Annotated in this window: 25 protein-coding genes; 15 read left to right on the forward strand and 10 right to left on the reverse strand. The window is 71.1% G+C overall.

The window, feature by feature from the left end; all coding sequences use genetic code 11:
* Window positions 1–244 precede the first annotated feature (244 nt).
* The 3 genes from OEY_RS0118095 to OEY_RS0118105 all read left to right on the forward strand — a co-directional run bounded on the left by OEY_RS0118095 (window position 245) and on the right by OEY_RS0118105 (window position 1,582).
* Window positions 245–571, forward strand: a complete 327-nt coding sequence (locus OEY_RS0118095; protein ID WP_010595237.1) for a hypothetical protein — start codon at window positions 245–247, stop codon at window positions 569–571.
* A 62-nt stretch (window positions 572–633) separates the two neighbouring features.
* Window positions 634–1,023 carry an STAS domain-containing protein gene (locus OEY_RS0118100; RefSeq protein WP_003935836.1) on the forward strand — a complete coding sequence of 130 codons (390 nt, stop codon included), beginning with the start codon at window positions 634–636 and terminating at the stop codon, window positions 1,021–1,023.
* A gap of 103 nt (window positions 1,024–1,126) precedes the next feature.
* Window positions 1,127–1,582, forward strand: a complete 456-nt coding sequence (locus OEY_RS0118105) for an ATP-binding protein (protein ID WP_051009393.1) — start codon at window positions 1,127–1,129, stop codon at window positions 1,580–1,582.
* Between the two features lie 88 nt (window positions 1,583–1,670).
* Here the strand turns inward: OEY_RS0118105 and OEY_RS0118110 are convergent, their stop codons facing one another.
* Complete coding sequence (locus OEY_RS0118110; RefSeq protein ID WP_010595239.1) at window positions 1,671–2,099, reverse strand: hypothetical protein; 429 nt, start codon at window positions 2,097–2,099, stop codon at window positions 1,671–1,673.
* Window positions 2,100–2,134: 35 nt separating this feature from the next.
* A complete protein-coding gene (locus OEY_RS30860; RefSeq protein ID WP_017681412.1) occupies window positions 2,135–2,287 on the reverse strand; it encodes a hypothetical protein in 153 nt (50 codons plus the stop codon).
* Window positions 2,288–2,556: 269 nt separating this feature from the next.
* Here OEY_RS30860 and OEY_RS0118120 point away from each other — a divergent pair, with 269 nt between their 5' ends.
* The 4 genes from OEY_RS0118120 to OEY_RS0118135 are packed head-to-tail and all read left to right on the forward strand — an operon-like array spanning window position 2,557 to window position 6,376.
* Entirely contained in the window at window positions 2,557–2,841 is a 285-nt protein-coding gene (locus OEY_RS0118120) for a hypothetical protein (RefSeq protein WP_003935832.1), read from the forward strand.
* Entirely contained in the window at window positions 2,838–3,653 is an 816-nt protein-coding gene (locus tag OEY_RS0118125; RefSeq protein WP_010595241.1) for a hypothetical protein, read from the forward strand. Before OEY_RS0118120 ends, OEY_RS0118125 begins: the two co-directional genes overlap by 4 nt.
* Before the next feature lie 57 nt (window positions 3,654–3,710).
* Window positions 3,711–5,627, forward strand: coding sequence for a fumarate reductase/succinate dehydrogenase flavoprotein subunit (locus tag OEY_RS0118130; protein WP_010595242.1), 1,917 nt, complete (start codon window positions 3,711–3,713; stop codon window positions 5,625–5,627).
* 2 nt (window positions 5,628–5,629) lie between these two features.
* Entirely contained in the window at window positions 5,630–6,376 is a 747-nt protein-coding gene (locus OEY_RS0118135) for a succinate dehydrogenase/fumarate reductase iron-sulfur subunit (protein WP_010595243.1), read from the forward strand.
* A 26-nt stretch (window positions 6,377–6,402) separates the two neighbouring features.
* On the opposite strand, the gene OEY_RS0118140 is transcribed toward OEY_RS0118135, so the two are convergent.
* Window positions 6,403–7,065 (reverse strand): TetR/AcrR family transcriptional regulator C-terminal domain-containing protein, encoded by a 663-nt coding sequence (locus OEY_RS0118140; protein ID WP_010595244.1) that lies wholly within the window; start codon window positions 7,063–7,065, stop codon window positions 6,403–6,405.
* A gap of 127 nt (window positions 7,066–7,192) precedes the next feature.
* On the opposite strand from OEY_RS0118140, the gene bioB reads away from it, so the two are divergent.
* Both bioB and bsaP read left to right on the forward strand, forming a co-directional pair.
* A complete protein-coding gene (gene bioB, locus OEY_RS0118145) occupies window positions 7,193–8,206 on the forward strand; it encodes a biotin synthase BioB (protein WP_010595245.1) in 1,014 nt (337 codons plus the stop codon).
* Window positions 8,207–8,215: 9 nt separating this feature from the next.
* A complete protein-coding gene (bsaP, locus tag OEY_RS0118150) occupies window positions 8,216–8,410 on the forward strand; it encodes a biotin synthase auxiliary protein BsaP (protein ID WP_003935826.1) in 195 nt (64 codons plus the stop codon).
* Between the two features lie 60 nt (window positions 8,411–8,470).
* Here the strand turns inward: bsaP and OEY_RS0118155 are convergent, their stop codons facing one another.
* On the reverse strand, window positions 8,471–8,881 hold the full coding sequence (locus OEY_RS0118155) for a RidA family protein (protein ID WP_010595246.1): 411 nt from the start codon (window positions 8,879–8,881) through the stop codon (window positions 8,471–8,473).
* 82 nt (window positions 8,882–8,963) lie between these two features.
* Between OEY_RS0118155 and OEY_RS0118160 the strand changes: the two genes are divergently transcribed.
* A complete protein-coding gene (locus OEY_RS0118160) occupies window positions 8,964–9,347 on the forward strand; it encodes a winged helix-turn-helix transcriptional regulator (protein WP_010595247.1) in 384 nt (127 codons plus the stop codon).
* Between the two features lie 137 nt (window positions 9,348–9,484).
* On the opposite strand, the gene OEY_RS0118165 is transcribed toward OEY_RS0118160, so the two are convergent.
* Entirely contained in the window at window positions 9,485–10,189 is a 705-nt protein-coding gene (locus OEY_RS0118165) for an NUDIX hydrolase (RefSeq protein ID WP_010595248.1), read from the reverse strand.
* Window positions 10,190–10,268: 79 nt separating this feature from the next.
* Between OEY_RS0118165 and nadA the strand changes: the two genes are divergently transcribed.
* The 5 genes from nadA (at window position 10,269) to OEY_RS0118190 (ending at window position 15,650) form a co-directional block, all read left to right on the forward strand.
* Window positions 10,269–11,303 (forward strand): quinolinate synthase NadA, encoded by a 1,035-nt coding sequence (gene nadA, locus OEY_RS0118170; RefSeq protein ID WP_010595249.1) that lies wholly within the window; start codon window positions 10,269–10,271, stop codon window positions 11,301–11,303.
* Window positions 11,304–11,305: 2 nt separating this feature from the next.
* Window positions 11,306–12,904, forward strand: coding sequence for an L-aspartate oxidase (locus OEY_RS0118175; protein WP_029540098.1), 1,599 nt, complete (start codon window positions 11,306–11,308; stop codon window positions 12,902–12,904).
* Window positions 12,905–13,774 carry a carboxylating nicotinate-nucleotide diphosphorylase gene (gene nadC, locus OEY_RS0118180; RefSeq protein WP_010595251.1) on the forward strand — a complete coding sequence of 290 codons (870 nt, stop codon included), beginning with the start codon at window positions 12,905–12,907 and terminating at the stop codon, window positions 13,772–13,774.
* Window positions 13,775–13,933: 159 nt separating this feature from the next.
* Entirely contained in the window at window positions 13,934–15,343 is a 1,410-nt protein-coding gene (locus tag OEY_RS0118185; protein WP_010595252.1) for a WS/DGAT/MGAT family O-acyltransferase, read from the forward strand.
* A gap of 10 nt (window positions 15,344–15,353) precedes the next feature.
* Window positions 15,354–15,650, forward strand: a complete 297-nt coding sequence (locus tag OEY_RS0118190; RefSeq protein WP_010595253.1) for a DUF2470 domain-containing protein — start codon at window positions 15,354–15,356, stop codon at window positions 15,648–15,650.
* A 7-nt stretch (window positions 15,651–15,657) separates the two neighbouring features.
* On the opposite strand, the gene OEY_RS0118195 is transcribed toward OEY_RS0118190, so the two are convergent.
* From OEY_RS0118195 to OEY_RS0118215, 5 genes are all read right to left on the reverse strand, one after another.
* A complete protein-coding gene (locus tag OEY_RS0118195) occupies window positions 15,658–16,293 on the reverse strand; it encodes a LysE family transporter (RefSeq protein ID WP_010595254.1) in 636 nt (211 codons plus the stop codon).
* A gap of 29 nt (window positions 16,294–16,322) precedes the next feature.
* Entirely contained in the window at window positions 16,323–17,597 is a 1,275-nt protein-coding gene (locus OEY_RS0118200) for a family 1 glycosylhydrolase (protein WP_010595255.1), read from the reverse strand.
* The gene (locus OEY_RS0118205; RefSeq protein ID WP_010595256.1) at window positions 17,594–18,718 is read right to left on the reverse strand and encodes a DUF3141 domain-containing protein; all 1,125 of its coding nucleotides are present in this window, start codon (window positions 18,716–18,718) and stop codon (window positions 17,594–17,596) included. Before OEY_RS0118205 ends, OEY_RS0118200 begins: the two co-directional genes overlap by 4 nt.
* 77 nt (window positions 18,719–18,795) lie before the next feature.
* On the reverse strand, window positions 18,796–19,212 hold the full coding sequence (locus OEY_RS0118210) for a hypothetical protein (RefSeq protein WP_010595257.1): 417 nt from the start codon (window positions 19,210–19,212) through the stop codon (window positions 18,796–18,798).
* Between the two features lie 84 nt (window positions 19,213–19,296).
* Window positions 19,297–20,546 (reverse strand): PHA/PHB synthase family protein (locus OEY_RS0118215; protein WP_010595258.1); only part of this gene is annotated, 1,250 nt, incomplete at its 5' end.

The raw sequence follows: 20,546 nt of genomic DNA on the forward strand, positions 1-20,546 counted from the left end.
CTGTCCCCGCGGCGCCCGGCCGGGCGCACCGCCACGCTTCCCGCAGGTGAACGAATGTGCGAGGACGACGAGTTCGGGTAGGGTATCCGGTGCGGTTGAGACACCAGCCGTAGTGCCAGTGAGGACGCGTCCCGACGACGCGTCCCTACGTCAGTGCTACGCAGTGTTCGCCGCGTCCGGCGTCGACCGCTGCGTATCCCCGACCGAGGCAGACCGGAAGTCGGTGTAGGAGACAGCGCAAGCGATGAGGGTGCTCGATCACCAGCAGTGCGAGACGGCCCGCAGGCGGGCGGTCTCGCACTCCCACATTCTCGACGGCCCGTTCGGCCGGATCGCCGCGTCCTGGTTCGGGGCGCCGGTGCCGATCGTCGACGCCGACCGCATCCGGCTCGAGGCCGCCCACGGGCTGGGCGGGGCGCGGCAGATCCGCCGCGCTCCCGGCTCGTGCGCCGCACCGATCCTCTCCGACCGCCCGGTGGCCGACGCCCGCCTCGTCGCCGAACTTTCGGAATCGATTCTTGCACGGGCGCAGGACGACATCGCCCTGCTCACCGCAGGTATACCCCGTTGACTCCGACCCCCGGGATCGGACCCGCTATCGCACAGGAGGACAGTGTCTTGCATGATGGACAGATGAACGAAGCGACTTCCGAACAGCCGATCATGGCCGTTTCCCAGGCGTGGAGCGGCGACATCGCGGTGCTGTCGGTGGCCGGTGACGTGGATCTGGTCAGCGCCCCGCAGCTCGAGGAGGAAGCTGTCGCCACCCTCGGCAACGACAAGTGCCGGGGCCTGATCGTGGACCTCGGTGCAGTCAACTTCCTCGCGTCGGTCGGCATCGCCGTGCTGGTCGACCTGTCGAAGAAGACCGCCGGCACGACCCCCTACGCCGTCGTCGCGCAGGGTTCGGCCACCGCCCGGCCGCTGTCGCTGCTCGGCCTGGACGAGGTGTTCCCGATCCACAGCCGCCTGGACGAGGCGCTGGCCGCTCTGCAGGCCGACAAGGCCGGCACGGAGGCATGAACCGCCGCGGAGGCACGAGTCGGTCGGGTCGCGCCGGCTCGACCGGACCGGTGTGTCCGGGGTGGAAATCCGGCGGGGACCCGTCGACGACGAGGGAACGAGGATGCAGGCGCGAGGCGTAGCACCGGCCTTTCTGACGACGGGACTGTACTTCCGCGGCGTACGGGCCGAGGCCTCGCAGGTGACGATGCTGCGGCAGGCGCTCGACCGCTGGCTCAGCGGCTTGCGGCTCGCCGAGGTCGGCGGCCAGGACGTGCTGCTGGCCAGCTACGAGGCGCTCGCGAACGCCGTCGAGCACGCGTACACCGCGGATGACGGTGACGGCACGGTCGACCTCGAAGCGAAGTACTCGCCGCAGGACCGGTGTGTGGAGGTCGTCGTCACCGACCACGGGCACTGGCGGGGTTCGGCCACGCCGGCGGCCGATAGCTCCCGGGGGCACGGCCTGGCGCTGATCCGGAATCTGGCCTCGGATACCGACCTGGCCGTCAACCCCGACGGCACACAGGTGGCGATGCGCTGGCAGTTGCCGGGGAAGACCTCGGCGGCCACCGGCTGACGCGAGTCGCCCGGGCGGCACGCTGCCCACGAACGGATTCCGGCCCCGGCGCTTCGCGCGCCGGGGCCGGAATGCACTCCGGGAGAAGTCAGGCAGGCTGCGGGTGTCGGCGAAGGGCGGCGTCGCCGCCCGAGGCGAACACCGAGGTGCATACGGTCCCAAGGGGGACCGGGACGTCCCGGGCCGGCGAGGTCCCCGCACCGACCGGCAGGTCGTGCTCGGCGAGTGCCTCGAGGATCCGTGCGGGGGCGTCGTGCACGCAGACGCACGGAACGCCTGCGGCGCGCACGGACTGCATCGTCATCGCCTCGGCCGCGGAGCACGCGCCGTCGAGCACCTCCTCGGCGACGATCGCGCACACCACCCGGCCTCCGGCGAAGGTATCGGTGAGTCCGAATCCGTGCTCACGTGCCCACGTCCGCAACTCGGCCCCACGGGCGCCGTCGAGCACCCGGGAGCAGTCGCCGACGATCAGCAGTTCGCCGGCCGATCCCCCCTCGATCGATCCTGAAGTCATCTGATCCCCTGCTTTCCGCATCGACGTCCTCGACCTCATGCGCGCCCGGTGCCCGCCGACTGCTCGTCGGTGCGTGGTTCGGCGAACATCGCCTCGATACGGCGCTTGATCTCCTCGGTGCTCATGGCCGAGCCGGCAGTGGCCGAGGCGCGGCGGGAGGCGGCGGAGGCGAACAAGGTGGTCTGCATGACGTTTCTCTGTCCTAACTCTCTTCAGCGCGTGCTGCTTTCACAGTGGCATCCAAGTCTTCCCGGAGCACAGGTTTTCGAAACCTGTAGCAGAGATTTCACATTTCCTGGTCCGTTCTGTCCGGATCCGGCTCGGCATCCCGTTCGGTCACGGCCCGTGCGCGTCGATACCCGGATTCGCCTGCGAGGCCGCGCGAATGTCGTACTGTGATAGCTGTCACACAGAGTCGGCAGGTGTCGACGTGCCGACCGACCTCTCGGAGGTACGAATGTCCACCACCGAAATGCAGGAACTGCACCGCACCATCGGTCACCTGCGGCACTGCCTGACCTCGCTCCGGTCGCGGTACGGCGACGCCGCCGCCGTACGTCGTCTGGTCAACGACGTGGACCGGCTCGACATCGACGCGCAGGACCTGGCGGCCTCCCCGCCGCGGGAGGCGTCCCGGCCGGTCGGCGAGCGGATCCCGATCCCCGACACCCCGTACGACGAGATCTTCCGCGGCGTCGACTGCGACGACGAGGGGCTCGGCGGCCTGCACGGCTCGCGGTGAGCGCGCCCGCGGCAGGCACCGGCGTGCGCTCCGCGACGCGGGCCCGGATCGCGGCGCGCACGCTACGCACCGACCGGTGGTGGCAGCCGCCCCTGCTCACCACACTCGGGCTGGCCGTCTTCGTCGTCTACGCGACGATCCGGTCGTTCGTGCGCACTGCGTACTGGGTGGAGGAGTACCACTACCTCACGCCGTTCTACTCCCCGTGCGTCAGCGCGTCGTGCGTGCCCGGTGCCCGGCACTTCGGCACGTGGGTGGGTGAACTGCCCATGTGGATCCCCCTGGCGTTCCTGTCGCTGCCGTTCCTGCTCGGGTTCCGGCTGACGTGCTACTACTACCGCAAGGCCTACTACCGCTCGATCTGGCTGGCGCCGCCGGCCTGCGCCGTCGCCGAGCCGCACGCCCGGTACACGGGGGAGACGCGGTTGCCGCTGCTGATCCAGAACTCGCACCGCTACTTCTTCTACGTCGCGCTCGTCATCTCGGCGATCAACACCTACGACGCGATCCTCGCGTTCCACGGTGCCGGGGGCGGGTTCGGGTTCGGGCTCGGCAACATCGTCCTGGTGGTGAACGTCGTGCTGCTGTGGGCATACACCGTCTCGTGCCACTCGTGCCGGCACGTCACCGGCGGCCGGCTCAAACACTTCTCGAAACACCCGCTGCGCTACCGGGTCTGGACGTTCGTTTCCAGGCTCAACACCCGGCACATGCAGCTGGCGTGGACCACGCTGGGCACCCTGATGATCACGGATTTCTACATCATGCTCGTGGCGAGCGGCACGGTTTCGGACCTGCGGTTCGTCGGCTGAGCCACGACGCCGGCCCGGGCGCCTGCCGCGGGCGGTTCGGCAGCAGAGGAGGACTGGATGGCGGACGTCGAACGGCACAGCTACGACGTGGTGGTCATCGGCGCGGGCGGGGCGGGGCTGCGTGCCGTCATCGAGGCGCGTCAGCGCGGACTGCGGGTCGCAGTCGTGTGCAAGTCGCTGTTCGGCAAGGCGCACACCGTCATGGCGGAAGGCGGGTGCGCCGCCGCGATGGGCAACGCCAACCCGCACGACTCGTGGCAGGTGCACTTCCAGGACACCATGCGCGGAGGGAAGTTCCTCAACAACTGGCGCATGGCCGAGTTGCATGCGCGCGAGGCCCCCGACCGGGTGTGGGAACTCGAGACCTACGGTGCGTTGTTCGACCGCACCCCCGACGGCCGGATCAGCCAGCGCAACTTCGGCGGTCACACCTACCCCCGGCTCGCGCACGTCGGCGACCGTACCGGGCTCGAGCTGATCCGCACGATGCAGCAGAAGATCGTGTCGCTCCAGCAGGAGGACTACGCCGCCACCGGCGACTACGACGCGCGGGTGCGGGTGTTCGCCGAGTGCACCGTCACCGAACTGCTGAAGGACGACGAGGGCCGCATCGCCGGTGCGTTCGGGTACTGGCGCGAGTCCGGCCGGTTCGTGCTGTTCGAGGCCCCCGCCGTCGTCCTCGCCACCGGCGGGATCGGCAAGTCCTGGAAGGTCACGTCGAATTCGTGGGAGTACACCGGCGACGGTCATGCGCTCGCGCTGCGGGCCGGGGCCGCTCTGATCAACATGGAGTTCGTCCAGTTCCACCCCACCGGGATGGTGTGGCCGCCCAGCGTCAAGGGCATCCTCGTCACCGAGGGGGTACGCGGTGACGGTGGGGTGCTGAAGAACTCCGAGAACGAACGGTTCATGTTCTCCTACATTCCGCCGGTGTTCAAAGGTCAGTACGCCGAGACGGAGGAGGAGGCCGACCGCTGGTACACCGACCAGGAGAACAATCGCCGCACCCCGGACCTGCTGCCGCGCGACGAGGTGGCCCGCGCCATCAATTCCGAGGTCAAGGCCGGTCGTGGCACCCCGCACGGCGGGGTGTTCCTCGACATCGCCTCACGCATGCCCGCCGAGGAGATCGTCCGGCGGCTGCCGTCGATGCACCACCAGTTCAAGGAACTCGCCGACGTCGACATCACCGCCGAGGCGATGGAGGTCGGCCCCACCTGCCACTACGTGATGGGCGGGATCGAGGTCGATCCCGAGACCGGGGCCGCGTCCGTGCCCGGCCTGTTCGCCGCCGGCGAGTGCTCGGGCGGGATGCACGGATCGAACCGGCTCGGCGGCAACTCCCTGTCGGACCTGCTGGTGTTCGGCCGGCGCGCCGGTCTCGGCGCCGCCGACTACGTGCAGGGCCTCGGGCACCGTCCACGCCTCGCGGACGCGGACGTCGTCGCGGCGGCGCGTACGGCGCTGGCGCCCTTCGATCCCGCCGAGCCCGCGACGGCGGAGAACCCGTACACCCTGCACACCGGGTTGCAGCAGTGCATGCAGGACCTGGTGGGCATCATCCGGCGCGCGGACGAGATCGCCCGCGCCCTCGACGATCTCGCTGCGTTGCGGGCACGGATCCGCAACGTCGCCGTGGAGGGGCACCGGCAGTTCAATCCCGGCTGGCACCTCGCCCTGGATCTGCGCAACATGCTGCTCGTGAGCGAGTGCGTGGCCCGGGCGGCGTTGCTGCGCACCGAGAGCCGGGGCGGGCATACCCGCGACGACCACCCGTCGATGGATCCGAACTGGCGCCGGACGCTGCTGGTGTGTCGCACGGACGACGGCGACGGCTCGATCCCGGATGTCACCGTCGCGCCCGAACGTCAGGTGCCCATGCGTCCGGACCTGTTGGCGCTGTTCGATGTCGAGGAACTCGCCAAGTACTACACCGACGACGAACTCGCGGAACATCCGGGACGGAGGCCGTAGCCATGGGCTACCGAGCGGCATTCAGGATCTGGCGCGGCGACGACGGGGGCGGCGAACTGCGCGACTACACCGTCGAGGTGAACGAGGGGGAGGTCGTTCTCGACATCGTCCACCGGCTGCAGGCCACCCAGGCTCCCGACCTGGCGGTGCGATGGAACTGCAAGGCGGGCAAGTGCGGGTCCTGCTCGGCGGAGGTCAACGGCCGTCCGCGGCTGCTGTGTATGACCCGGATGTCGGTCTTCGCGGAGGACGAGGTGGTCACCGTGACCCCGCTGCGCACCTTCCCGGTGATCCGGGACCTGGTCACCGATGTGTCCTTCAACTACGCCAAGGCCCGGGAGATCCCGGCGTTCGCGCCCCCACCCGACCTGGCGCCGGGGGAGTACCGGATGCGGCAGATCGACGTGCAGCGGTCGCAGGAGTTCCGCAAGTGCATCGAGTGCTTCCTGTGCCAGAACGTCTGCCACGTGGTGCGCGACCACGAGGAGAACAAGGAGGCGTTCGCCGGACCCCGGTACCTGATGCGGATCGCCGAACTCGAGATGCATCCGCTCGACGTGGCCGACCGGCGCACCGCCGCCCAGGAAGAGCACGGACTGGGGCTGTGCAACATCACCAAGTGCTGCACCGAGGTGTGCCCGGAGAACATCCACATCACGGACAACGCGCTGATCCCGATGAAGGAACGCGTCGTCGACCGTCGCTACGACCCGATCGTCTGGCTCGGAAACAAGCTGTTCCGGCGCTGACCGGTCCGGCCGAATGTCACATGCGTTCAGTTGAACCGCACCGGTGTGACATTCGGTCCGGGCGCCTCGGCGCCGCCCGCGTGCAACCGGGTGCGGATGCCGTCGACGAACAGGGTCAGGCCGAAATCGAAGCGCACGGCCGGATCCCCGTCGAGCAGGTCGTCGTCCGAACCGGCCGCGGTCTCGGTGGCGACGTCGGGGGAGACGGGCTTGCGGGTCAGCGCCCCGAGTTCGGCGAGTTGCAGGCGGGACTGTTCGTCGACGGTGTGGCCGAGGACGTAGTGCAGCAGCGCGTATCCGGCGAGCTCGGCGTGCGCCCGGGACAACCGGGCCCGGAGCCCCGCCGCGACGAATGCCTCGCGCACCCGCGCAGTGGTCAGGCGCGACGCGTAGGTCGCGGCGACGAGTTCCGCGCCGTCTCGGTGCGCGAGCAGTGCGGCGCGGAAGCGATGCGCGAGTTCGCTGAGGGCGCCGTCCCACGTGGACGCGGTGGGCGGGGCCGCGACGCCGTCGAGGATGCGGTCGGCCATCGCCCCGAGCAGGGTCTGCTTGTTCGGGAAGTGCCAGTACAGGGCCCCGGGCTGGACGCCGAGCGAGGTGGCGAGCTTCCGCATCGTCAGGTCGCCGAGCCCGTACTCGTCGAGGATCGCCATCGCGCCGTCGAGGACGTCGCCGCGTCGCAACTGCACCGTTCGCTCCCGTCTGGTTCCCGAGCATCCGTCGCGTTGACAGTAGACCACCGTCACCCTAGCCTGAACGTCGTTCAAGTGAACGGTGTTCAAGTGTGCCGCGACCCGCATCCTCCAGGAGACTCCCGTGACCCAGGCCCCCGCCCGTGCCGACATCCTCGCCCTCGCCCGCGAACAGGTCCTGGGGCGTGGCGAGGGACTCGACCGCGAGCAGGTGCTCGAGGTGCTGCGGCTGCCCGACGACCGGCTCGAGGACCTGCTCGGCCTGGCCCACGAGGTCCGCATGACCTGGTGCGGCCCCGAGGTCGAGGTGGAGGGCATCATCAGCCTCAAGACCGGCGGCTGCCCCGAGGACTGCCACTTCTGCTCCCAGTCGGGACTGTTCTCCTCCCCGGTCCGCTCGGCGTGGCTCGACATCCCCAGCCTCGTCGAGGCCGCCAAGCAGACGGCCAAGACCGGCGCGACCGAGTTCTGCATCGTCGCCGCCGTCCGAGGGCCCGACGCGCGTCTGATGGCTCAGGTCGCCGCCGGTGTCGAAGCGATCCGCAACGAGGTCGACATCCAGGTGGCGTGTTCGCTCGGCATGCTCACCCGGGAGCAGGTCGACCAGCTCGCCGCGATGGGAGTGCACCGCTACAACCACAACCTCGAGACCGCCCGCTCGTTCTTCCCCCAGGTCGTCACCACCCACACCTGGGAGGAGCGGTGGGAGACGCTGCGGATGGTCCGTGAGGCCGGGATGGAGGTGTGCTGCGGCGGCATCCTGGGCATGGGGGAGACGCTCGAGCAGCGCGCCGAATTCGCCGCCGACCTGGCCGCCCTCGAACCCGACGAGGTGCCCCTGAACTTCCTCAACCCGCGCCCGGGCACCCCGTTCGGGGACCTCGAGGTCCTGCCGGCGGCGGAGGCGCTCAAGGCCGTTGCCGCCTTCCGGCTCGCGCTGCCGCGCACCATCCTGCGCTTCGCCGGCGGCCGCGAGATCACCCTCGGCGACCTCGGCGCCAAGCAGGGCATCCTCGGCGGCATCAACGCCGTCATCGTCGGCAACTACCTCACCACCCTCGGCCGGCCCGCCGAGTCCGACCTCGACCTGCTCGGCGAGCTGAAGATGCCGATCAAGGCGCTCGGCGAGACCTTCTAGGAGGCCGGTGTGTTCAATCCGTTCACCGGCCGGCCCGTGGACGAGGGCGCCCCGGTCCCGGCCGCGGCCCGGCTCGGTCTCGAACCGCCCCGGTTCTGCGAGCAGTGCGGACGGCGGATGATCGTGCAGATCGCCCCCGACGGCTGGTGGGCCCGGTGCTCACGGCACGGGATGCTCGATTCGAGCCTGACCGAACGTCGCTGAGACGGGGGCCGGCCGCCGGCGGGCACGGTCGCAGCGCGTCCGCCGGCGGCCGGACCCGGCTCAGTCGAGGATGGCGGTCGCTTCGACTTCGACGAGCACATCCGGCTCGAACAGGTAGTCCACGCCGACGAGGGAGGCCGGCGGCACCGGCACGGGCAGCCCGATCTCCTCGGCGACCTGTTCGAGGCCCGCCATGAAGTCGGTGATCTTCTCCGGTGCCCAGTTCGTGACGTGAAAGGGCAGCCGCAGGACGTCGCCGAACCCCGCCCCCGCACCGGCCAGTCCGGTTGCGGTGTTCCGCAACGCCTGGGCGACCTGTCCCGCCAGATCGCCGGGTGAGACGGGGGTGCCGTCCGCGAGCCGGGCGATCTGGCCGGCGACGTGGACATGGCGGGTGCCTGTGCCGACGGCGACGTGGTGGTACGGGGTGGGCTGGGTCATGCCTTCGGGGGTCAGGTATCGAACGGTCATGGGGTGCTCCTCGCTCATCGATCCGAACAGGTATCACAGTGATACTTGGTCTCCGAAGGTCACTTCAACGAGACTAGGTGTCGTGCGCGATACCACCTCGGACGCCCTCGGTGCACTCACGGTCACCGCACCGCATCGTGAGCTGCTCGATCAGATCCTCGACAAGTGGTCGTTGGCGGTGTGCAACGAGCTGTGCGAGCGTCCGAGCCGGTTCAACGAGCTGCGGCGCGCGATCCCCGCCGTGACGCAGAAGTCGCTGACCGCGACCCTGCGTCGACTCGAACGCAACGGCATCGTCGAGCGCACGCTCCTCAGTTCCCGCCCGGTCGCGGTCGAATACCGGATGACCCCGCTCGGTAAGACGCTCCGCCCGCCGGTCGACGTCCTCCTCGCGTGGGCCGACGCGCACCTGCCCGAAATCGACGCCGCCCGCGCGCGCTTCGATGCGGAGTCGGACCTCGCCTGAGGCGCCGCGTCCGGGGCTCGCGGAATCGGGGTGCGCGCGAACTCCGGGTGCGATCCGGGCGCCGTGCGGCGGGCCAGGGCGGATCACCCCGGGTGCTGACCCCCGCCCCGCCGGGTCCACCCGGGCGCCGGCACCGGTCAACCCGGCGGGCGCAGGGCGGCGAACTCGTCGGTGACGCGCAGGCGCGACTCGGTGAAGCGGAACAGCGCGGGAGGCCGGCCGCCGGCCCGGCCGGACGGCGCGGTGGTGCCGGTGGGGGTCAGGACGTCGCGCCGCTTGAGCACGCGCTGCAGGTTCGTGGCGTCCACCTGGTATCCGAGTGCCGCGCAGTAGATCTCGCGCAACGTGGACATGGCGAACTCGGCCGGGGCCAGCCCGAAGGCGATGTTGGTGTACGACAGCTTGGCGGCCAGGCGGGTGCGCGCGTTCTCGACCATGATCCCGTGGTCGAAGGACATCGCCGGCAGGTCCGAGACGGGATGCCAGGCGGTGTCCCCGGGTAGCCGGGGATCGGAGGTGATCGGCACCAGCCCGAGGTACGTCGAGGCGATCGTGCGCGGTCCCGGCACGCGGTGCGGATCGGAGAACACCGAGAGCTGCTCGAGGTGCGCCACCTCGCGCACGTCGACCTTCTCGGCCAGCTGGCGGCGCGCGGAGGTGGTGAGGTCCTCGTCGTCGCGGAGGCGGCCTCCGGGCAGCGACCAGGTGCCCGCCTGCGGGTCGAGGGCACGCTGCCACAGCAGCACTCCGAGCTCGGTCTTCGTGCCCCCGTGGGTGTCCGGGAATCGGCGGACCTGGAACACGACGATGAGCACTTCGTGAAGGGTGCTACCATGTGTCATGTTTTCGATCCTAAGTCGAAAACCACCGAATACGGAAATCCGGGCACAGCCCGCCCGGTGCACGGCGAAGGAGCAGGCCATGACCACTACGACGTGGGCGGGCGCACAGACCCCGATCCAGGACGGACCCGCCGGTTACACGGGCGTCGAGGCGACCCCGGAATGGGCCGAGGAGGTCCGGCGACTGGCGCGTGAGCGCAACGCCACGTTGCTGGCGCACAACTACCAGCTGCCCGCCATCCAGGACGTCGCCGACCACGTCGGCGACTCCCTCGCCCTCTCGCGCATCGCCGCCGAGGCCGAGGAGGACACCATCGTCTTCTGCGGCGTGCACTTCATGGCCGAGACCGCGAAGATCCTCAGTCCCACCAAGACGGTCCTCATCCCCGACGAGCGGGCCGGCTGCTCGCTCGCGGACTCGATCACCGCCGAGCAGTTGCGCGAATGGAAGGCCGATCATCCCGACGCGGTCGTCGTGTCGTACGTCAACACCACCGCCGAGGTCAAGGGCCTGACCGACATCTGCTGCACCTCCTCGAACGCGGTCGACGTCGTCGCCTCCATCGACCCCGACCGCGAGGTGCTCTTCCTGCCCGACCAATTCCTCGGCGCCCACGTCAAGCGCGTGACCGGCCGGCAGAACATGCACATCTGGGCGGGCGAATGCCACGTGCACGCCGGGATCAACGGCGACGAACTCGCCGCCAAGTCCAAGGCGCACCCCGACGCCGAGCTGTTCGTCCACCCCGAGTGCGGCTGCGCGACGTCCGCGCTGTACCTCGCGGGCGAGGGCTTCGTCGCCGACGACAAGGTCAAGATCCTGTCGACCGGCGGCATGCTCGACGCGGCCCGCGCCACCGGCGCGAAGCAGGTTCTCGTCGCCACCGAGGTGGGCATGCTGCACCAGCTGCGCAAGGCCGCACCCGGAGTCGACTTCCAGGCCGTCAACGACCGCGCGTCCTGCCCCTACATGAAGATGATCACCCCGGCCGCGTTGCTGCGCTGCCTGCAGGAGGGCAAGGACGAGGTCCACGTCGACCCGGCCGTCGCCGAGCGGGCGCGGCAGTCGGTGCAGCGGATGATCGCCATCGGCAACCCCGGCGGCGGGGAGTGATCATGTCCTCCGGTGTCGGCGCGGCCCGAGCGGAGCGGCAGGACACGATCCGCTGGGAGGCCCGCGCCGACCTCGTGGTGGTCGGGGGCGGCGTGGCCGGCCTCACCGCCGCCCGCGCCGCGTCCCGGCGCGGACTGCGGGTACTGACCGTCAGCAAGGGCGGCCCCACCGACACCGCCACCCAGTACGCGCAGGGCGGCATCGCCGTCGTCGCCCCGGGCCCGGCGGATTCCGTGGACGTCCACGTCGCCGACACGTGCGCCGCCGGTGCCGGTCTGTGCGACGAGGCGGCCGTGCGGTCCATCGTCTCCGGCGGCCAGGATGCCGTCGCCGCGCTCACCGACCTCGGCGCCGTGTTCGACCGCGGCCGCGACGGCGGCATCGCCCGCACCCGCGAGGGCGGGCACAGCACCCGGCGCATCATCCACGCCGGCGGCGACGCCACCGGCGCCGAGATCCAGCGTGCCCTGGGCGCCGCCGGCCTGCCGGTGCTCTTCGGGGCCGCCGCCGCCCGCGTCCTCACCGACGACGGTGGAGTCACCGGGCTGCTCGTCCTCGACGGCCGGGGCCTCGGTGTCGTCCACGCCCCGGCCGTGCTGCTGGCCACCGGCGGTCTCGGGCAGCTGTACGCGTGCAGCACCAACCCGGCCGGCGCCACCGCCGACGGGATCGCGCTGGCGCTGGACGCCGGCGCCGCCGTCGCCGACCTCGAGTTCGTGCAGTTCCACCCGACCGTGCTGTTCGCGGCCGGATCCGTCGGCCGCCGCCCACTCGTCAGCGAGGCCGTGCGCGGCGAGGGCGCACGCCTCGTGGACAGCGCCGGCCGCTCGGTCACCGCCGGAGCGCATCCCCTCGGCGACCTCGCACCGCGCGACGTCGTCTCCCGTGCCATCGCCACCCGGCTCGCCGAACTCGGCGACGACCACGTCCTGCTCGATGCGCGGCACCTGGAGGGATTCGCGCGGCGGTTCCCGACCGTCACGGCCTCCCTCGCGCAGGTGGGCCTGGACCCGGCTCGGGACCTGATCCCCGTCGCCCCGGCCGCGCACTACTCGTGCGGTGGGGTCGTCACCGACGTGTACGGCCGCACCGGCGTTCCGGGGCTGTACGCGGCGGGCGAGGTCGCCCGCACCGGCCTGCACGGGGGCAACCGGCTCGCCTCCAACAGCCTGCTCGAGGGCCTCGTCGTCGGCGAACGCGCCGGCGTGGCAGCGGCCGAGGAGCGCGGGGGACTGCGCGTCGAGACCGCCGACGCCGACCTGCCGGCGCGGCCCCGCGCGCCCCGGGCGGCGTTGCAGCAGCTGATGACCCGGCACGCCTCCGTCGTCCGCGATGCGGCCGGACTCGCCGTCGCCGGGGCGAACCTCGCTTCCGCCCCGACCGACCGGTGCGCCGACGCGCCGGCACTCGAGGACGCCGCGCTCACCGTCGCGGCCCGGGCCCTGACCCTCGCGGCCGGCGCCCGGACCGAGAGCCGCGGATGCCACACCCGTTCGGACCATCCCGGCACCGACCCCGCCCAGCGTCGCAGCCTCGAGACGCGGCTCGATGCGGACGGCGAGATCACGCTGCACACACCACAACTCACAGGAGCGCACTGAATGGCCAGTACCGAGCTGCCCGCCGGACTCGATCGGGACGAGACGCTCGCGCTGGTGCGCGTCGCCCTCGACGAGGACCTGCGCTACGGCCCGGATGTGACCACCGACGCCACGGTGCCCGCCGATGCCGTGGCCACGGCATCGGTGGTGCCGCGCAGCCCCGGCACCGTCGCCGGGATCGACATCGGTCTGCTGGTGCTCGACGAGGTCCTCGGCGCCGGCACCTACGAGGTGCTCGACCGTGCCGTCGACGGGCACCGCGCCGAGGCGGGGGAGACCGTCCTGACGGTGCAGGCACCCACCCGGGGCCTGCTCACCGCCGAGCGCACCATGCTGAACCTGATGTGTCACCTGTCCGGCATCGCCACGGCCACCGCTCGGTGGGTGGACGCCGTCGCCGGCACCGACGCGAAGATCCGCGACAGCCGCAAGACCCTGCCCGGCCTGCGCGCGCTGCAGAAGTACGCGGTGCGGGTCGGTGGTGGGGTCAACCACCGGATGGGTCTCGGCGACGCCGCGCTGATCAAGGACAACCACGTCGTCGCCGCCGGTTCGGTCGTCGCGGCGCTGCGGGCCGTGCGGGCCCAGGCCCCCGGCCTCGAGTGCGAGGTGGAGGTCGACAGCCTCGAGCAGTTCGACGAGGTGCTCGCCGAGAACGTCGAGCTGATCCTGCTCGACAACTTCCCGCTGTGGCAGACGCAGATCGCGGTGCAGCGGCGTAACACCCACGCGCCGCGGACTCGGCTCGAGTCCTCCGGGGGCCTGACCCTCGACGTGGCCGCGGACTACGCCCGCACCGGCGTCGACTACCTCGCCGTCGGCGCGTTGACCCATTCGGTGAGCGTCCTCGACCTCGGTCTCGACATGTGACGCCACGCGGCGCCGCGCGTGGCGCCGGCCGCGCCGATCGCGTACAACTGGCTACGTATCCGCCGCCGTGAGGCACCTCACGGCGGCGGCGCGCGTCCGGCGGGTCACAGGGGGCCCACCACGAACGAGTTCCCCGGCGGGGGAGCGGAGAGAGTTCGCATGCGTCTGCCGATGGCACCGACCGACTCGATGTTCCTGCTCGGCGAGTCGCGCGAACATCCCATGCATGTCGGGGGACTGATCCTGCTGCAGCCGCCGCCGGGCGGCGACGCCCGTACCCTGCGCACCTTGTTCGACGCGGCCCTCGCCCGTGACGACGTGGCGTCCCTGTGGCGCCGACGAGCCGTCCGCTCGCTCACCACCTTCGGGATGTGGGCGTGGGAGGACGATCCGCACTTCGATCTCGAGTACCACGTCCGGCGCGACGCGCTGCCGCAGCCCGGCGGGAACGCCGAACTGCGCGCGCTGGTGTCCCGGCTGCACAGCACCCTGCTCGACCGCAGCCGGCCGCTGTGGGAGATGCACCTGATCGAGGGTCTCGCCGACGGCCGGTACGCGATCTACACGAAGATCCACCACGCCCTCGCCGACGGGGTCGGTGCCATGCGGCTGCTGCACCGGGCCCTGAGCGCCGACCCGGACCGCACCGACATGCCGGCGCCCTGGTCACCCTTTCCGTCCCCGGACCCGGTGCACTCCGCGGTGGGGACCGCGCTCGACCTGCCGGGCGTGACGGTGCGCGCCGTGCGCGGCGTGATCGACGAGGCCGTCGGGATGGTGCCCGCCGTGGTCGGGACCGTGGACCGGGCCCTGCGGGGCCGCGGTGGCGCGATGTCGCTCGCGGCGCCGCGCACGATGTTCAACGTCTCCATCGCCGGTGGCCGCCGCTTCGCGGCGCACGACTGGTCGCTGGTGCGGCTGCGGCGCGTCGCCGAGGCGGCCCGCGCCACCGTCAACGATGTCGTTCTCGCGATGTCCGCGGGAGCACTGCGCGCCTATCTGCTCGAACACGAGGCCCTGCCCGACGATTCGCTCGTCGCGATGGTGCCGGTCTCGCTGCGGCGGGAGAAGACCACCGAGGGCGGCAACGACGTCGGCGTCCTGATGTGCCCGCTGGCGACCCACCTCGACGACTCGGCGGCGCGCCTGCTCGCCGTCAGGGACGCGATGGTCGACGGCAAGCAGTCCCTGCGGGGCCGCTCCCAGACGGCGCTGCTCACCGTGAGTGCCCTGGGCATGGCACCGCTCGCGGTGGGGGTGCTCACCGGCAACCGGGCCGTGGTCCGCCCGCCGTTCAACGTGATCGTCTCCAACGTGCCCGGCCCGACCGAGCCGCTGTACTGGAACGGTGCCCGCGTCGACGCCCTGTACCCGCTGTCGGTGCCGGTCGACGGGCAGGCCCTCAACATCACCTGCACCAGCACCGACGACCGGATCGCCTTCGGTCTGACCTCGTGCAGCCGCAGCGTCCCGCGGCTCGATCGTCTCCTCGGGCACCTCGACGACGAACTCACCGCACTCGAACGCGCCTTCGGGGTGCCGGCCGCCGGCCACGATCGGTCGGGCTAGGCTCGCCGGCGTGACTTCCTTCGAGCCCGCCGTCGTCGCGGCCGTGACCCGGCACATGAACGACGACCACGCCGACGACAACCTGCTGGTGGTCCGTGCGTTCGCCGAACCCACGGCAGACGTCGCGCGCATGACCGGCGTGCACACCGAGTTCGGCGAGTGGGTCGCCGAGGTGGGCGGCACCGAGACGACGGTGCGGGTGCCGTGGCTCGAACCCGTCGCCGACCGGGCGGGGATCCGTACCGCGGTCGTCGCCCTGTATCACGCCGCGTGCGAGCGGCTCGGCGTGCCGCCGCGACAGCACTGACCGGACGTCAGGCCGCGGTGGCCGTGCGGCGCACGGTGGCGAGGAACGCGGCGGCAGCGAAGAACAGCCCGGAGAACACCCGGCCGGTGAGGCGCTGCTGGTGTGGCGAGCGCATCAGCGTCAGCACCCGTGCCGCCAGACCCGTGTATCCGGTCATGACGATCATGTCGACGGTCACCATGGTCGCCGCGATGATCAGGTACTGCTGCAGCAGCGGAGCCCCGGGATCGAGGAACTGCGGCAGTACGGCCAGCATGAACACCACAGCCTTCGGGTTGCTCGCGTTGATCAGGAAGCCGCGGGCCACCAGGACCGGTGCCGAGCCGAGACCCGGCGCCGCGTCGGGGGTGACCTCGGTGGGCCGCGTGCGCCACTGGCGCACTCCCAGATAGACGAGGTAGGCGACGCCGAACCACTTGATCACCGTGAAGGCGGCGGCGGATCCGGCGAGGATCGCGCCGACGCCGGCGGTGACCACGACGATCTGCAGCAGCAGGCCGAGTTGCAGCCCGACGATGTTCCACCAGCCGCGCCGCAACCCGTGGGCGAGGCCCGAGGATATCGATGCGATGGCGCCGGCGCCGGGGGAGAGGCTGATCATCCAGGACGCGCCGAGCAGGGCCACCCAGGTCTGCCAGGTCATCCCGCCATGCTACGACCGGGCCGGGCGGGTCATCTCGGCACCGGTGCCGGCACCGGCACCGGCCAGGGCTCGCCGGTGACGGCCCGGTAGGCGGCGACCCCGTCGGTCGGGCGGCGCGTCAGATCCGGATCGGTGCGCACGTCGACGGTGTAGAGGCCGAAACGTGGTGTGTAGCTTCCCCACTCGTAGTTGTCGGTGATCGACCAGTAGTTGTATCCGAAGACGGGGGCGCCGTCGGCCGCGGCTCGGCGCACCCGGTCGACGTGCTCACGCAGGTGTCGCGCCCGGGTCCAGCCGTCGGCGCGGGGCGCCCCGTCGGCGGTGGGCATTCCGTTCTCCACGACGTACAGCGGCAGCCCGGGGTAGCGGTGGGTGTAGTGCATCAGCGCCTCGTACATCCCGTCGGGATGCGGAACGATCGAGGCGAAGTCGTCGGTGAGCGCGTGGATCGCGCTCGGGTTGTCCACCGTGGCGCCGTAGTAGTAGTCCAGGCCGAGGAAGTCGAGGGTGTCGCGGACCCGGTCGACGAACAGCGTGTCGAGTCCGGTCTGGACGCCGGGTATGTATGCGGTGTTCGACGTCACGCGCGCCCCCGGATCCAGTTCGTGGATCCGGGCATAGACGGCGCGGTGCGCGACGACCAGGGCGTCGAACATGCGCGGGACGTCGCCGGCGGTGAGCCCGCCGAAGGCGAGTTCCTTCTGGACGTAGATGGTCGGTTCGTTGATCGTCACCCACATCACCCCCTGCCCGGCGTACCGGGCGACGACCCGCTCGGCGTTGGCGAGCCACGCCTCGATCGTGGCGGGATCGCGCCAGCCGCCGCGGTCGGCGATCCAGCCGGGGTACACCCAGTGGTCGAGGGTGATCATCGGGATCATGCCGTGCCCGCGCACCGCCGCGACCACGTCGTCGTAGTAGCGCAGTTCGGTCTCGTCCCAGTCGTGTGGGGTGGGTTGGATGCGGGACCACTCGACCGAGAACCGGAACACGTCCACCCCGAGGCCTGCGGCGGCGGCGATGTCCTCCCGGTAGCGGTGCCGGAAATCCACCGACGTGCCGACAGGTTCGCGGGTGCGGCCCGCCGCGGCGTATCGGGTCCAGTTGCTGTCCGGCGGTGAGCCTTCGGACTGGAAGCCCGAACTCGACACGCCCCACAGGAACCCGTCTGCCGGGGCGTGGGCGGGCGGCGCCGGCCCCGCCGCGGCGGGGGTTGCGACGACGACGGCCAGTACCACCGCCACCGCGGCCCTCGAGGCCACCGCGACCGCGGCCGCCCGGACTGCGGTGGCGGAGATCCTCATCGGGAGTGCGCGGCGATCCGGGCAGCGAGCCGTGGCCACAGGTCCGCGAGGGCGCGCCGGCCGACGAACAACCCGAGGTGGCCGGCATCGACCTCGTGCACCGTGATGTCACCCGCGGGGGTGCGCACCTGGTCGGCGAGGGCGAGGACCTGTCCCGGTGGCACCACGAGGTCCTGTCGACCGAGGACGATGTGCACGGGGCACTCGACGGCGGTCAGGTCCACCGTGCCGGCAGCGGTGGTGACGGCGCCGGCGACGAGGCCGTTGCCGATGAACAGGTGCTCGAGGATCCACGTCCGGAACGCCGCAGGGATCTCCTGCCGCCACAGGAACCACCGGCGTTCCTCGATCGCCTGGGCGAGGGTCTCGGGGTCGTCGAGCAGACCCAGCAGTTCGAGGCTGCGCTCGATCTCGCTCACCGGGTCGGTGGGCAGCACCCCGAACAGCCGGCCGGTGTCGTACCACAGGTTCAGCACGGACGTGGACACCGCGCGGGGCAGGTGGTCGAAGGCGACGGCAGCGGGACGGTCGGCGTGGAAGTCGATCGGCGCCCCCGCGACGGTGAGGCTGTGCACGGTCTGCGGGTGCAGGGCGGTGTGCATCGCCGCGAGCCAGCCGCCCTGGCTGCCGCCGATCAGGTTGACCCGACCGCCGAGCAGGTCGACGGCCTCGGCGAGGACGGCGAGATGGTCGTCGAGGGAGGCGCTGTCGGTGGCCGGACCGGCGGGGGCCCAGTCCAGGCAGTACAGCCGTGTCAGCCCGCCGCCGCGCAGGGCCTGGACCTGACTGCGGTCGGAGGAGAGATCGACGATGCACGAGTGCGACCCGGACTGCGGCGGCAGCAGCAGGGTGGGTACGGCTTCCGGTTCCGGGGCGTCGGGGTCGCTGCAGTCACGCAGCCGGGCGAGCGGCCAGGAGTGTGCGACGGGCCACGGATGCGCCCAGTGCGGCGGTTCGCGGTCGGTGAGCGCCCGCCACCAGTCGGCGATGTCGGTCGCGACGTCGAGTGGATGCGCGCCGCGCCGGGTCAGGGTGGCCAGGTAGCTGCTCCAACCGGCGATCGCCGCCGCCCCCAGACGGAACGGGGCGGCGGCGATCGCGACGGTCTGCAGGGCATCCATGGGGTTCATTGAACCGGCGCCCGGCGTGGTGGTACGGCTTCTCCGTCGTGATCGCGACGGAAAAGACGCACAATCGATCACTTGAGGAGATCGCGGGCGGTGGTGGTGACCGTGGCGGTCAGCTCCCGGGCGAAGGAGACCTGCGCCTTGGTGAGGTCCTCGACCCAGCCGACGGGGCTGGCGGAGGCGAGCTTCTCCTGCAGGTCGAGCAGGCTCGACACGGCGCGCTCGTAGGTGTCGACGGTCAGGTTGCCGCTCTGCTTGGCGGCGTCGACGACCTTGTCGTTGAACTCGCTCAGGCGGGCGGCGCTGTCGTCGAGGGCCTTGGTGAACTCGGCGGTGGCCTGGTTGGCGGCGGCGGTGGCCGACTCGGCGATCTTCTGAGCGGCGGCGGTGGCGTCCGCGGTGGCCTTGGCAGCGGCCTCGTTGGCCTTGGCGGCGTCGGCGGTGGTCTTGGCGACGGCGGCGTCGACCGGGGTCTTGGCGGTGGTCATGGCGTTCCTTCCGTTCGAGTGTGCGACAGCGCCTCGGAGGACGCTGTTAGCAGGTTAGCAGGATGATTGCTAACGGGCAAGTCCTCAGCTGAAGACGTACGTACCCGGAGCATCCTCGAGCGGGGGATGGGCGGTACTCCCCATGGCCGGCGGCGCCACCAGTTCCCCGGCGCGCTTGTTCGACCACGCCGTCCAGTCCTCCCACCACGAGTGCTCGTAGCGGGTGGCGGCCTCGTCCCAGACCTGCGGATCCGCGGGCAGGGGGGTGCCGGACTCGGCGTCCGGCGCGCCGACGGCCTTGAACCACACCCGCTTGCCCGGGGGGTTCACCGCACCGGCGACGTGCCCGCCGTTGGTGAGCACGTAGCGCACGTCGCCCCCGAGCAGGTTCACCGCCTGGTACGACGACGTCCAGGGCACGATGTGGTCGTTGATCGCGCCGACGACATAGGTGTCACACGCGATGTCGTGCAGGTTCAGCGGCTGTCCGTCGAGCACGTAGAGGCCCTCGGCGAGCTCGTTGCGGCCGTAGAGCGACCGGAGGTAGTGCGAGTGCATCTCCGCGGGCATGCTCGTGCTGTCCTCGTTCCACGCGAGGATGTCGAAGGCCGCCGGCTTCTCGCCCTTCATCCACCGCGAGACCCAGTAGTTGAAGACGAGGTCCTTCGCGCGGATCATGTCGAAGCTGCCGGCCATCTCCTTGCCGGACAGGAAGCCCTGCTGCCGCATCCGGAACTCGACGAGGTCCAGCGTCGCCGGGTCGGTCAGCAGACCCAGTTCCCCGACCTGGCTGTAGTCGAGCAGCGTGTTGAGCATCGTGAAGGCGCTCACGCGCTTGTCGCCGACGGCGAACGCGCGCGCGGCGGCCATCGCGGCCATCGCGCCGCCGAGGCAGATGGAGAGCACCTCGATCTTCGGCGAGCCGGTGATCTCCTCGACCACGTCCAGCGCAGTGGCGATGCCGTCGACGTAGTAGTCGTCCATCGTGATGTGCCGCATCGACTCGTCCGGGTTCCGGTACGAGATCATGAACACGGTTCGGCCGTGCTGGACCGCCCATTCGGCGAGGCTCCGGCCGGGCGCGAGGTCGAGGATGTAGTACTTGTTGATCCAGGGCGGTGCGGCCAGGATCGGCACCGCGTGCACCTGCTCGGTCTGCGGCGCGTACTGGATCAGCTCGATCAGGTCGTTGCGGAAGACCACCTTGCCGGGTGTGGCCGCGAGGTTCTCGCCGACGGTGAACGCGTCCGAATCCACCTTCAACGGCAGGCCGCCGCGGTTGAGGATGTCGTGCGCGGCGTAGCGGGCGCCGCGCAGCAGGCTCGCCCCGCCGG

The sequence above is a fragment of the Rhodococcus sp. P14 genome, from assembly GCF_000256505.1.
GTDB classification, from domain to species: domain Bacteria; phylum Actinomycetota; class Actinomycetes; order Mycobacteriales; family Mycobacteriaceae; genus Rhodococcus; species Rhodococcus ruber.

Bases quoted from the DNA above. Each gene is read 5' to 3' on its own strand.
- OEY_RS0118095 (WP_010595237.1), top strand. From the start codon at position 245: ATGAGGGTGCTCGATCACCAGCAGTGCGAGACGGCCCGCAGGCGGGCG.
- OEY_RS0118100 (WP_003935836.1), top strand. From the start codon at position 634: ATGAACGAAGCGACTTCCGAACAGCCGATCATGGCCGTTTCCCAGGCG.
- OEY_RS0118105 (WP_051009393.1), top strand. From the start codon at position 1,127: ATGCAGGCGCGAGGCGTAGCACCGGCCTTTCTGACGACGGGACTGTAC.
- OEY_RS0118110 (WP_010595239.1), bottom strand. From the start codon at position 2,099: ATGACTTCAGGATCGATCGAGGGGGGATCGGCCGGCGAACTGCTGATC.
- OEY_RS30860 (WP_017681412.1), bottom strand. From the start codon at position 2,287: ATGCAGACCACCTTGTTCGCCTCCGCCGCCTCCCGCCGCGCCTCGGCC.
- OEY_RS0118120 (WP_003935832.1), top strand. From the start codon at position 2,557: ATGTCCACCACCGAAATGCAGGAACTGCACCGCACCATCGGTCACCTG.
- OEY_RS0118130 (WP_010595242.1), top strand. From the start codon at position 3,711: ATGGCGGACGTCGAACGGCACAGCTACGACGTGGTGGTCATCGGCGCG.
- OEY_RS0118135 (WP_010595243.1), top strand. From the start codon at position 5,630: ATGGGCTACCGAGCGGCATTCAGGATCTGGCGCGGCGACGACGGGGGC.
- OEY_RS0118155 (WP_010595246.1), bottom strand. From the start codon at position 8,881: ATGACCGTTCGATACCTGACCCCCGAAGGCATGACCCAGCCCACCCCG.
- OEY_RS0118165 (WP_010595248.1), bottom strand. From the start codon at position 10,189: ATGACACATGGTAGCACCCTTCACGAAGTGCTCATCGTCGTGTTCCAG.
- nadA (WP_010595249.1), top strand. From the start codon at position 10,269: ATGACCACTACGACGTGGGCGGGCGCACAGACCCCGATCCAGGACGGA.
- OEY_RS0118175 (WP_029540098.1), top strand. From the start codon at position 11,306: ATGTCCTCCGGTGTCGGCGCGGCCCGAGCGGAGCGGCAGGACACGATC.
- nadC (WP_010595251.1), top strand. From the start codon at position 12,905: ATGGCCAGTACCGAGCTGCCCGCCGGACTCGATCGGGACGAGACGCTC.
- OEY_RS0118185 (WP_010595252.1), top strand. From the start codon at position 13,934: ATGCGTCTGCCGATGGCACCGACCGACTCGATGTTCCTGCTCGGCGAG.
- OEY_RS0118195 (WP_010595254.1), bottom strand. From the start codon at position 16,293: ATGACCTGGCAGACCTGGGTGGCCCTGCTCGGCGCGTCCTGGATGATC.
- OEY_RS0118200 (WP_010595255.1), bottom strand. From the start codon at position 17,597: ATGAGGATCTCCGCCACCGCAGTCCGGGCGGCCGCGGTCGCGGTGGCC.
- OEY_RS0118205 (WP_010595256.1), bottom strand. From the start codon at position 18,718: ATGGATGCCCTGCAGACCGTCGCGATCGCCGCCGCCCCGTTCCGTCTG.
- OEY_RS0118210 (WP_010595257.1), bottom strand. From the start codon at position 19,212: ATGACCACCGCCAAGACCCCGGTCGACGCCGCCGTCGCCAAGACCACC.